The organism is Prosthecobacter sp. GW821-HT29F12, assembly GCF_058803405.1.
Genome location: NZ_CM179517.1, coordinates 7,144,103 through 7,156,625, shown reverse-complemented (window position 1 = coordinate 7,156,625; position 12,523 = coordinate 7,144,103). Strand labels below are relative to the sequence as shown.

Annotated in this window: 7 protein-coding genes; all 7 read right to left on the bottom strand. The window is 59.2% G+C overall.

The window, feature by feature from the left end:
• Positions 1-21 precede the first annotated feature (21 nt).
• Positions 22-1,311 (bottom strand): hypothetical protein, encoded by a 1,290-nt coding sequence (locus AC3RLQ_RS29475; protein ID WP_493032350.1) that lies wholly within the window; start codon positions 1,309-1,311, stop codon positions 22-24.
• Positions 1,312-1,344: 33 nt separating this feature from the next.
• Positions 1,345-7,350 carry an alpha-2-macroglobulin family protein gene (locus AC3RLQ_RS29470; protein ID WP_493032349.1) on the bottom strand — a complete coding sequence of 2,002 codons (6,006 nt, stop codon included), beginning with the start codon at positions 7,348-7,350 and terminating at the stop codon, positions 1,345-1,347.
• 93 nt (positions 7,351-7,443) lie between these two features.
• Entirely contained in the window at positions 7,444-8,586 is a 1,143-nt protein-coding gene (locus AC3RLQ_RS29465) for a 1-deoxy-D-xylulose-5-phosphate reductoisomerase (RefSeq protein WP_493032347.1), read from the bottom strand.
• A gap of 19 nt (positions 8,587-8,605) precedes the next feature.
• Positions 8,606-9,514: a phosphatidate cytidylyltransferase gene (locus tag AC3RLQ_RS29460; RefSeq protein WP_397385825.1), complete on the bottom strand. Its 909-nt coding sequence runs from the start codon at positions 9,512-9,514 to the stop codon at positions 8,606-8,608.
• A 211-nt stretch (positions 9,515-9,725) separates the two neighbouring features.
• Positions 9,726-10,715 (bottom strand): aminoglycoside phosphotransferase family protein, encoded by a 990-nt coding sequence (locus AC3RLQ_RS29455; protein WP_493032344.1) that lies wholly within the window; start codon positions 10,713-10,715, stop codon positions 9,726-9,728.
• A 61-nt stretch (positions 10,716-10,776) separates the two neighbouring features.
• Positions 10,777-11,697, bottom strand: a complete 921-nt coding sequence (locus AC3RLQ_RS29450; protein ID WP_493032342.1) for a sugar phosphate nucleotidyltransferase — start codon at positions 11,695-11,697, stop codon at positions 10,777-10,779.
• Positions 11,698-11,751: 54 nt separating this feature from the next.
• The gene (locus AC3RLQ_RS29445; protein WP_493032340.1) at positions 11,752-12,450 is read right to left on the bottom strand and encodes a hypothetical protein; all 699 of its coding nucleotides are present in this window, start codon (positions 12,448-12,450) and stop codon (positions 11,752-11,754) included.
• Between the last annotated feature and the right edge of the window lie 73 nt (positions 12,451-12,523).

Here is a 12,523-nt window from a genome sequence, read left to right as displayed (position 1 = left end):
GTGCCGCCAATGGAGCGGAAATCACCGTGCAACGCAAGGCAGCATCATCGCATCCCGCATGCCGTGGAGGATTTTTTTGTCCGCCGGACAGACCGTGGCCAGCACTCCACCGAGAGCCGGGTCATTGTCTTCCTCCGATGTGGCAAAATAATACGGGCACAGTCGCACCCGGCTCTGCATCGCCCGTGTGGCCTGCATGTCTTCATCCCAGGCTGGGTGCGTGACCACTCTGGCACGATGAAACTCCTGCAGCACGAAGGGATTGGTGGGGAAGCTCGCGAGAGCCTCGTCAATGGCCGCGCCCCACTGCTCCTGTGACAAATCGTGCCCGATAAATACACCGCGTGACCCCCAGCCGCGCTCCGAAAAACCGCTGATCTTCAGGACGAGCTGTCGCTGCTTGCCTCCGAAGGCTTTCATCTCATGCCAGCTCTGAATGTCGAGCTTCGGCCAAACTGCAAAGGGCGGCAGTGGCACCGGATCGACCACCCAGCCCATCGGAATGCATTGCTGCAAAAGCGCCAGATGCTCAGCACTGAGTGCCGACTTCCAGAAATCTGCCAGCGCAGGCGACCAAAACAACGCGAGCCACAGCTTCTCTTCGAGGAAAGCCTTGATCGGCGGTGTGAAACTTAGCTCACCCCGCTCCGCCATGCGCAGCATCACATCTGCGTTCTCCACGTTGGCGAGATCAAACAGTTCGAAGAAGCGGTAAATCGCAGCGCCATTGAGTTCATAGGGTTGCACCTCCCATGGCCGCAGTACACGACGGCCCAATCGCTCCGCCAGCCAGCTCATCTCTGGGAGGTAATCGCCCGATTCACGCGAGATGAGAATGTCCTCGCTCGGAAACGCAGCGGCAAAACCCTCGACCATGCCTGCGGCTCCACCGATCACATCTTGACCCAACGCTGCGTAGGTCTCATTCAGCCAAGCTGTTAAACCAATGCCGCCGGGGAGTGAATCCAGCTCCGAGATGGTCACTCCGGTCTCCGTCAGTACCAGGTCCGGCCGCAGCACGCGTGGCAGGTCTTCATGCCAGCGCGGATTACGTCCAAGATCCAGCACGCGTTGCGACTTGCCCTGATCCAGCAGCCTCGCCACCCACGGATAGGCCTCATCAAAGTACAGCCGATTGCACGCCCGCTGAAAGGCGCGCAGTGCAGGCCCTAGATTGCGGATCAACGTCACCGTTGCCGCATCCAAGGCGAACGCCTCTGGAGAAAGCACCCATTCCTTCTCCGCAAAGAAGCCCTGCTCCGGAAAGGAGGCGCGGATTTGGGAGATAGATTCAGCGGCAGATACTGGCATTGAAAACGATTACGACGGGCGAATTCATCTGTCTCACTTCACTTCTGCGACTTTCGTATTTCCCGAAGGCAGGGTGCGAATGCGCTGCGTCGGACTGAGGCCGTATTTATCGGGCTGATACATGGCTTCAATGCGAGCGGGCGGAGCGATGGTATCCCCTTCAGCGATGACGCGTGCGAGGTATTGCAGGCTGAACTTGCCTTTCGCAGGTGCGAAGTCAGTGAAGAAGAGGGCGCGGTCGGTGCGGATTTCGCGGTGGTCGCAGAACCAGGCCTGGGTGCCGTCGGGCAGTTGGTCGCTTTCGCGTTCACTCTGGGTGCCGAACTCAGGATTGATAGCCTCGAAGACGGCAGGCAAAGCATCGTCGATAGCTAGGTAGCGATCACCGCCGCCAATTTCGATCTTGAGCGTGACAACCACCATGTCACCGACGCGGAGGTCATCGGTTCCGGAGGTAGAGCCGTCCATGTTCAGTTCTTCGTAGCTGCGTTCGATGGCGTAGCCCTTGTTTTCACCCGCGAAATCACGCTGCGGCGGGAAACTCCGGGCCTCGATGCGACCATAGATCTCGCGACCTGCGGGGAGTTCGACACTGAGCGGTTTGGCACTGAGCGCCTGATTGAGCGCAAAGTTCACACGAGTGCTGGAGAACCCTGCTGCAAGATTCAGCGGGATGGCCTGAGTGTCCCAATGCCCCGTCGCAGCGAGTGGTTCGCCGACTTTCTTCAAGCTGCGCTCGTAGGCGGCCAGGGCGGTGAGCGTCCATGCATTGGTGAAAGTGTTGCCCCACTCACCGCGACCGTTGCGAGATTGCAGGATCGACACGGCGAGATTCTCCGCATCTTCGGTGAGTCCGAGATGCGTGTAGCAGATCAAACGCAGCGCCTTGTTCGCACCGTTGCCGGCCCAATGGCTCCAAACGACAGGTCGTGGTGCTGACGCGGGTGTAGCCTTGGCCTTCGTTTCCGTTTTGGATTTGGATTTGGCCACGGTTTTGGACTTGGCATTGGCGACCTTGGCCTTGCTGTCTTCCTTCACGGGAGCAGGATGCTCAATAGGTTTCCAGCCGAGCGTGTCCTTGATCTGCTGCTCAGGGGCGTTGCTCAGGCACATGGAGAGTGCGAGGTAGAGCCTGGCGATTTCTGGCAGGTGTTCGCGTCTGCCGAAAAGCAGGTTCTGATAGGCAGGTTCGGGCTTGCCCGCCTTTGCGAGGGTGTAGAGCGCCAGAGCGGAATCGGTGATGTTGTAGAGGTCTTTCTCCTCATCAAGGCCACGCAGTTTCTTCGAGAGGAACTCGACGAGCTTGTTGATCACATCCGCAGGCACATCAGCGCCTTGATCGCGCGCGCGCAGCAGCATCATGCCGCCGTAAGCACTGCCCCAGAAACTAGACTCGGTGCCTCCGGGCCAGTAGGCGAGGCCACCTTCATCTGTGGTCATTTGCAGGAGCTTGTCCACACCGGCCTGCACCACCTGCTTGGCCTTACCTCCACCGAGTTGATCGGGGAACAACGGCTCGTATTTTCCGAGGGCGAGCCAGGGCATCGTGGCCGAGGTCGTTTGTTCAACGCAGCCATAGGGATAGTGCAGCAGGTAATCGAGAGCATCACGGGCCTCAAAGAGGCGGCTGTTGCTGATGCCCAGTGAAAGCGAGCCTTCGCCTTCGAGCAGCGCAGGGTTCACGTCCTTGATGAGGTTCTCGTTCGGTTCATCGGCTTTCAGCCGCGTATAGCTCACGTAGCGCAGTTCAGGCACGGGGTGATTCACCTCAAAAGTCGATTCGGTGCCGTCGCTGGCGGCAACAGGCCAGTTCACACCGCGTGCGGTCCATTTCCATTTCGCGGTGCCCAGTTGCACGAACTGCACCGGGAAGGCAGTGGCGGCGGTCTCACCGGCTTTGATTTGCAGGATGATCTTCTGCTGCTTGGCGTTGCCTCCGGCATCAGCCTTCAGCGCGGCAGGAACGAAATCTCGCTTTTCCTGAATGAAGTTCGCCGTGGCGTCGAGTTCGAGCGTGACCTCCACCGCGCCGGCATTTGGCGTGGTGTTGTGAACAACGGCTTTGACGAGGAATTCATCCCCCAGGCGGGCGAAACGTGGAACGGCGGGCTCAATCATGAGCGGCTTGTTGATCTTGAACGCGGATTCGCCGCTGCCAAAACGATCCACGCCCTGCGCGGCGACAGCCATGATGCGATAACGCGTAAGATTGTCCGGCGCAGTGACGCTGGCAGTCAGCCTGCCCTGCGCATCTGTGGTCCCCGAGGCAAGCCACAGCGGTGTGACGATGAAATTTTTGCGAATGTTCGCGTTCGGCCCGTTTTCGTCGCCATCACCACCACCGACGACGAAGCCTTTGTTACCCCGGTCGCGAGCAGCTGACTCTTCTGACAGCAGATTGTCAAAGGAGGTGAAGCTGTCGATGGCAAGCGGCAGTTCGGCATGAAAGTACGCTGAGGGATCAGGCGTCTCATGCTTCATGAGGCTGAGCACGCCTTCATCGACGGCATAGAGCGTCACATCGGCACCTGAGACGGCAGCACCTTTGGCATCGGTGATCGTCGTGGTGATTTTCACCTCTTCTGCAGGACGCACTTCATCATGATCCGGCTTCACCGCGAGCTTCAGTTCCTTCGCATCCGACTCAACCGTCAGAGCGCAGTATCCGACACGATACTCAGGCATCTTGTGCTGCTTCGTACTGGCAGCCGAACCACGGATAACGATGACGGAGACGAAGACATTGGGAAACTCGTCTTCGCCGAGCGGCACGCGGATGATGGGATTTTCGAGCGTGAGTTCCGTCACAAACTGGCGGTGCAGCTTGTTGCGCTCCACGGTGACGAGGGCAGTACCAGCGATGGGTGTCTTGACCACGATGACGGCGTCCTCACCGGGCTTGAGCGTGGTTTTTTCCGGCTGAAGGTTCATGCGGTTGCCATCCTCCATCGCCCATGGGAACTCTTTGCCTCCGACTGCATAGAACGGCATGCGAGAGAGCACCTTCGTGCCTTTGGCATCCACCGACTCCGCAGTGACAAAATAGACACCACCGCTGGCGGGAGTGAACGGAACCGTGACCGATGGAGCGGAACCTACGGTGGCAGCTTTCAAATCGAAGCTCTGCTTCAGCTCCTCACGAAGAATGACCTGGTCCTTGGTCGTCGATCCACCGCCAGCGGTGGCGATTTTGAGCGTGTGGTATTCCTGACGTTCGACTTTGAGATCCACGTGCACAGGGCCTGCGGCAGGTGCGCCTTTGGAATCAATCGCGACGACTTCGAGCTGCAGCGCCTTGCCAGCACTGCCGAAATAATCAGGACCTTTGAGCCCCAGAAGGAAATTCGCGCCGGGCACTTCAAACTCAGCACTGGAGCTGATGGTCTGCTCGTTGATGTCGGTGACTTCAGCATTCACCCGCACGCGCTGTGGCAATGCGGCGCGATCGGGCGGTGGCTGCGGCATTTCGAGCGTGGCGGTGCCGTCTTCGGCCAGGAAGAGATTGCCATTCACGAACCACTCGTTCTCCACATCGTCATTTTCATGACCGGCGTAGTCGCCATCGGCATCACGATCCTGGGCATAATGTGACCACGCAGGCGCTTCGCCGAAATGATACTGGCGGTAGGCCTCCGGCGCTTCGTAGTCACGCTGGGAGTTCGCGCTCCACTGCACCTTGGCAACGGAGAGAGCCTTGCCCATGTAGTAGTTTGCACTGAGCGGCACGTGAATACGGTCGGGCTGATACTTGATCGCTTTCGTGTCCAGCTTCACCTCAAAGGTGTTAGGCTTGTAGTCATCGATGCGGAAGGTCATACCGCCACCGTCATTGCTCTGACTGTTCGGATTGGCCGCCTTGAGATTGATCGAAAGATCATACCAGCCTGCCGGGCCGGTCGGAAGAACAAGATCATCCGCCCAGGCACCGCTGGCGGTGAACGTGACCGGTTTGTCGACCACGATGCGGTAACGCGGATCGCGAATGACCAGACGTCCCTGCGCCGGCTCCTGATCAAGGCTCAAATCATCACCGATAAGCAGCCGGGTGTGCGCCTTGAAATGCGCAGTGTCGCCGGGTTTGTAGAGCGGGCGATCAGAAAAAACAAAGGTGCGCCGCTGCGGCTGCCAGACGTTTTCATAGGCCTGCGAGATGTCGTAGGGAATGGAGATGCTGCTATCGCTGCACTCGATAACGGCGCAATCCCCGTTCTTTTCTGCAAGCACGAATGCAGGTGTGGCCCCCGGAGCGGTGGCGATGCCACTGGCATCCGTATCCCCGTAGCCGATGAGCTTTAAATCAGTATCGACAAGGGTGAGACGCACACCAGGCACAGGCTTGCCCGTTTCCAGCGAGGTCACAAAGATCATCGACTCGCGGCCATTGCTCTTTTGCATGATGCCCAGATCGGTGAACTGCACGAGCGTCTGGGTGACAACTCCTTTCTGCTCGATCCCATCAGCAGCAGTGCCTTCGAGTTCAATAAACAGCGGCGCAGCAGGAAAATCGCCCAGCACTTCGCGCCAGTTCAGCTTCAGGATCTCGCTGTGGTCCAGCGCCTTGTTTACTGGAAAGCTACGGTCAAACACCTGCGTACCGGGGTAGGCATCGATGGACTGAGTCTTGTAAGCCGCCTTTTGTTTGTCGTTGCCGTAGTAGGCAGTGCGATAGGCGCGATATTGATCGAGAGCTTTGAGCAGTTCGGGACCGTTGAGCCTCTTCGCCCGAACGCGCACCTGCTTCACGTTTGCGGCGCTGAATTCATAATTCGCATCGCCCTTGGCCAATTGCGCATTGATGAAGGTAGGCGCGGCCAGATAGGGAGGATTGGGGATGAAGGTGACCTCGTTTTTGTAGTTCGCCTGCAACGGCAGATTGTCGCCCGAGGTCATCGCCATATCGACCGCGACGGTGTACTTCTTGTTCACCTCGAATGGCCCGGTGAAGCGCAGGGTGCGCCCGAGAATTTCAACCTTGAGCCCCGTCAGCGGTCCTTCATCCTTGTTCACCACCGACGCCAGTTTTTGCCCCAGTGACGTGCGCCGGATGGTGACGAAGGGCGCGAGCTTTTGCGCAAATGCTTCGACCATTTCCTTGGTCATTTCATCATTGGTTGGCGGCAGGAGGCGCTTGTTGAAATCGATATCAATGTAGTAGTCGCTGTCGAATGGCGTATGTGCCTCGACCTCGCGCACCTCGAACGGTTTGATCTCACCGAGCTGGATGTCATCCCCTGCCGCGATCTGATTGACGCCAGAGGTGTTGCTGAGTGTTTCAGCGATGGTAAGGCGCCATTTGCCAATCGAGAGCTGTGTTTCAGGCTCAATGATGATGGCACTGAGGCGGGCGGCATCATCTCCCACGGAAGGCTTCACCTTGGAGATCTGCTCCGCCCAAGTCGCCTGCGGCTCGGTGCCCATGCGGGTGAAGTCCTTGCCCGTGGCATGGCGGATCTTGGCAGCGACCGGTTCCGGCGATGATTCAGAAACGAACTTGATGTGCTTGACGACTTCCGCAGGCGTCACGCTGTCGTTGAACTCAAAGAGAAAACGCGGGGTGCGATTCTGCGCGTCGTCGTCGAACCAGCGCGGATGCTGGTCGATGATGCGAAAGCGGGCGCTTTCCACGGAATTAAGCCTTTCGGCCGCGAGGGGTTTGCCGGCGAGGTCCGTCAAACCGGCGCGCAGTTTGAATTCGTAGCTGGCGGCGAACTTCGGCGCCTGCGTCAGGTGGAACTGACCGCTGCGGGTGCTCGTCCACTCAAACGTGCCGGTCAGATCTGGCAGGATGACCAGCGGAGAGGCGGTCGCGTTTTTGCCGATTTGATCCTTCGCCACCATCGCCGTCGGAAACACGACTTCGATGGTGGAATCCGGCGCCAGTTCCTCCGGATTGATGGTGATGTCCGCATGCAGTTCCTGCGGCGGCGGCGCCTTTGTGTCAGAACGGCCTTTAGGCGGAGCCGCGTGAGAGATAGCAGAAGCAGCAACAAACGCCAGCGTCATGGCTGGCAGCAGCGCGAGGCTGAAAGAAGTTTTCATGGCGAACAGTGGGTTCGCCATGAGAGTAGCACGCCCCTCGCAGGGGCGAGGACATTTTTGGAGAGTTTTTGGAAACCCCGAACGGGCCTCGAATCAGATCAATTCGGCCGCTTTGCGCCGCGCCCACGCATCCGCCTCGATGAGCGCCTCAAGATCCGGATGCTCAACGGTCTGATGCGCCGTCATGACGCGCTCGACCGTCTGCCAGATGCCGGGGAATGAGATTTTTCCGTTAAGAAATGCTTCAACGGCGACTTCATTGGCCGCATTCAGGACGGCTGGCAGGGTGCCGCCGACCGTCCCTGCCTGGCGGGCGAGGTTGATCGCGGGGAAATCATCCACGCGCGGCGCTTCGAAATGCAGGGCTCCTACCTTGGCAAAATCGAGCGGCTTGAGATTGTTCGTCACGCGGTCAGGCCAGGTCACCGCGTATTGGATCGGAAAGCACATGTCGCTGTGGCTGAGCTGGGCGATGACGCTGTTGTCGGCAAATTCGACCATGCTGTGGACGATGCTCTGCGGGTGTACGACGACCTCGATCTTGTCCATCGGCACATTGAAGAGCCACTTTGCCTCGATCATTTCCAAGCCCTTGTTGAAAAGGGTGGCGCTGTCGATGGTGATCTTGCGGCCCATGGTCCAGGTGGGATGCTTCAGCGCCTGCGCCACGGTGACGCTGGGCAATTGATCCGCGGGCAGCGTGCGGAAGGGGCCGCCGCTGGCGGTGAGCAGGATGCGCTGGACGCTGCTGTGCCGGTGGCCTTCGAGGCACTGGAAGATGGCGTTGTGCTCGCTGTCCACGGGCAGAATGTTCACGCCTTTGCGTTTGGCGGCCTCGGTGACCGCTTCGCCGGCCATGACGAGGATTTCCTTGCTGGCCACGGCCAGATGCATGCCGCGCTCAATGGCAGCGAGCGCTGGCGCAAGGCCGGCGGTGCCAACGATGGCAACAAGCACCATGTCGGCATCGGATTCGTTCACGAGATCGACCAGCCCCTGCGTGCCGGTGTGGACCACGACATCTGCGGGCAGCAGTGCACGTGCCTTCTCCGCAGCGGCGGCATCGGTGAGGGCGACCTGCTTCACGCCGGTCTCGCGGACCTGCTCCACAAGCGCCTCGACACTGCAATTCGCAGCCAGTCCCACGATCTGCATGCGCTCGGGAATGTCGCGCGCGACTTTGAGGGCACTGGTGCCGATGGATCCGGTGGAGCCGAGGAGGAGAACTTTGCGCATCACGAAGGCTTGCTTTGGCTTATCGTGCGATGGCGGACAAGTAAAAATAAAACACCGGCGCGGTGAAGAGCAGGCTGTCCGTCAGATCCAGGATGCCGCCGATGCCGGGAAGCGCGTGACCGCTGTCCTTGATGGCCACGCAGCGTTTGAGCACGGATTCAGCCAGATCCCCCGTGACGGCAGTGGCGCAGAGCAAAGGGGCGAGGATCATGCCATGCACCCAGGTGATAGGGGCGATTTTTTCGGGGATGGTGGCCAGCAGCACCGCAGCGGCGCCGAAAGAGCCGATGAAAGCGCCGACAAAGCCCTCCCATGATTTAGCAGGGCTGATGTGCGGAATCATTTTGTGCTTCCCGAACAGCACGCCCACCACGTAGGCCCCCATGTCGCTGAATTTCGTGACCATGATGAGAAAGAGCACGAGAAAGATGTCGGTGATGCCCTTGCCATCCGCATGGAAGTACATGAGCCGCACCATGAAGCCGAAGAAGATGACGGTGTAGACGGTGCCAAAGACGGTGTTGAAGATGCGCTGCAAGGTGGACGCGCCTTCGAGCTGATGGCGGTAGCAGAGGATGAAGGAGCCGTGCACGCTGGCAGTGAGCGCCGCAAGATCAAACTCCATGGGCGGCGCCTTGTGCCGGGAAGTCGTGTACCAAAGCACCACTCCCCAGTAAACAATGCAGATGACAAAGCCCAGCGCATTGAAGGAGCGCGCATGCGGATCATTGCGCAGCAGCCGGAAATACTCGACTGCGCCAGACACGCCAAAAAAACCCGTGATGGCGATGATCAGCCAGGTGTTCTGCCACTGCAAAAAAGCCAGGGTCAGGAGAGACCACAGCAGCAGGGTGCTGAACAAACGGGATGCGAAAACGCGACGCTTGCTGGGCGCGGGGGTCGGCGTGGCGGCGGCGGTTTCGGACATGCGGAAGGTTGGGGGGTGCGCCATTTAGAGCCTATCCCGCAGGTGAGAGCAATGCGATTTCGCATTTGGCTTTCCTTCCTGCCAGGTTAATTTCAGACCTTATCGCAGCTTGCGTCATCCAATGTGGCCGGAAAAAGCGCCAAATTTGACATGCGCTTGACCAGTTTCAAAGCCGCCAATCCAAGCCTAGGCCAAAAATCTGGCCAGTAGATCACAGCCCACCGGCAAAAAACGTGCGAAGCTCGTGCAGCCCCTGCCCTTCGGCGCAGACTTCGGCCAGATTCGAAATCGCAGCCGGAATGTGATGCTCGTAGTGCGGTTTGCCCAGATTGCGGCTCAGATTAGCATAAGCCCCAAGCGCCTGCATGAGCCGCTGGGCGGCGCAGAGGTAAAACACCTCACTCACGTCCTGGAGAGCCAGGCTGCGATGCTCGGCATAGTAGCTCAGCAGGCAGGCGCGCTCCGCCTTCGTGAGGCTCACATACGGGTCGTAGAGCAGCGAGGCGAGATCGTATTCGGCGCGGCCAAGGCGCAGGCCTTGGTAATCGACCAGCCACGCGTCCTCACCGCGAATGAGCACGTTCTGGCTTTGAAAATCCCGATGCACCAGACAGCGCGGTAGTCCGGCCAGACGGCGGCGGAGCTGCCGGAGCGTTTCATGGGCGGCGTTGTACTCGGCATTGGCAAACTCGCGCCCCAAATAGCCTCCCACAAAGTGCTCGAGGAAGTAGCCCTGCTCCCATTCATAGAGCGCCTCGTCAAAGCCGGGCTCGAGCTCGTTGATATCCACCGCTGTGAGGGTGTTTTCGCAGATGCCATGAAACTTGGCAGCCTCACGCAGAGTCGCCTGATAGAGGGGCAACCGCCGTTCCCAAGGGTGGTCGTTGAAGGACTGCAGGTCGATGCGTCCCAAATCTTCCAGCCAGACACAAAGGCGCTGCTCATCGAAGGCATACACCTGCGGCACATGCGCACCGATTTTCCTCAGCCGATAAGTGGCAGGAACGAACTTCGGATTGTCACGACGCGCCAGGGTGTAAACCATGAGGATCATCGGCTCCCGCTCAGCCTGCCATTTGAGTCGGTAGAAGTGGCGGTCAGAGGCCCCCTTGAGGATCACCTCCACTTCACATGGCGTGGCGTTCAGTTCAGGGAACTGTTCGCGCGTGAAAATGAGCAAAGCCTCGTGTTCGGGGAGCATGGCGGGGAAACGTAGAATGACGAATGCGGACGCTGAATGTCCAACGCAAAGCAATTATCGCCTAAAAATCGACGTCTTCAGCCCTACCCGCCGCCGTGATGCCACTGCGGACGATGCAGCGCTTCAGATCAGCACCCGCCTTGACCCGCCCGCCGGGCCAGACGATGCTGTCTTCCAATTGTGTTCCGGCTTCGATCACCGCTCCGGCACCGATGACATTGATGCCACGCAGCACGGCTCCGGCTTCGATTAGCGCCGCTGGATCGATCGCAGGGCCATATATGCCGTTCAAAGCTGAATGCGCTGACAAATAGGCCGTGCGGCTGCCCAGATCCCACCAGCTGCCCTCATCAATCACGACGGCACCGAGTTTCGCCCCGGAGCGGATCAGATTGAGAAAAATGGGGATGACGGACTCCACCTTGCCGGGAGTGATCCAGTCATGAATGGCCGGATCGCAGGCGTAGATGCCGGTGAAGAGGTATTTCCCTTCGTCCCCGGTGCCAAGCTTGTTGCGAATGTCGGTAACGAGACCGCGCCGAGGATCAAAAGCGATGTGCAGCGACGGCCCATGACTGCGCAGTACCAAGGTGACGAGATTGCCATTTTCACGATGCTCAGTGAGCAGCGGCTTCAATGGCAGATCGGTGAGAATGTCGCCGTTGTAGACGAGGAAGGGCTCGTTTCCAAGCAGGTCACGCACATTGGCAATCCCGCCGGCTGTTTCGAGGCGCACTGGGCTTTCATTCCGGAACTGGATCGGCGTGCCCTTGTAGCTTTGGTCGGGAAAGGCCTCCGCATAAGCTTCCGGGATGTGATGCGTGTTCACCACCAGACGTGACACGCCCGCCGCCATCAGGTGATCAAAAGCATAGGTGATCAGCGGCCGGTGAAACACCGGCACCAGCGGCTTCGGAAGCTGCTCCGTCAACGGTTTAAGCCTCTCACCAATGCCTGCGCCCAATACAAATGCCTGTTTCACGCGCGGCATTTACGCGGACACGATGGCGGCGCAAACGGAAGTTGCCCCTGAAGATCAAGCAGTTCGCTTCTTTCGCAACCAGGCGACCAAGCCGACAAGGCCTGCCACGGAAAGCACCACGGGCAGAAAGTACCCTCCCTCCGAACCGGTGCCGCACAGCGCGCACATGGGATCCGCGCCGTCCATCGCAGCTGCGGACTGAACCGAATCCGCCGTGATGGGCGGCGGAGCCTTGGTGCGTGGCGTGAAGGTTTTCAAATCCAGCACGTAGCTCGTTTCGCCGGGAAAGAGGATTTGGTAGCGCTCCACTTTCTTGCCCAGAGCGGTGTTGTGATACAGCACGCTCAGTGTTCCCGTCGGCAGGGCCTTGATCGAGTAGCCTGTGCTGCCGGCAGGGAGCTTGGTGCGCCAGGTGCCGGTGAGCATGACCGGGTCTTCTGGCAGTTTAAGCGGGGCATTTTCTGCTGCGGTAAACTCCCAGGCAAGATCAGGCTTCACCTCCACCACGGGATCGAGAACGACCTCGACCACCTTCTTCACATACTCACGGGCTTGGGCCTTAAGTTTTTCCTGCTGCTCCGCCGGGGTAACGCCCAGATCGGCATTGGTAAGGTAGGGGGCCACATTGGGATCCGGCTGGAAGCTGCGAGGGTCAATCTCTACCTGCATCATCCAGTCCCCGTTTTGCTCAAAATGGGCACGCACCGCGACATCTGGCAGCGGATGCGCCAGGCAGGGGGCTGTAAACGCCATAAAGGCGAAAATGGAAAGGAGGGCCGGGAACTTCATCCAGCCAGCGTGGCACAGCCCGGGGCCGTGTGACGAG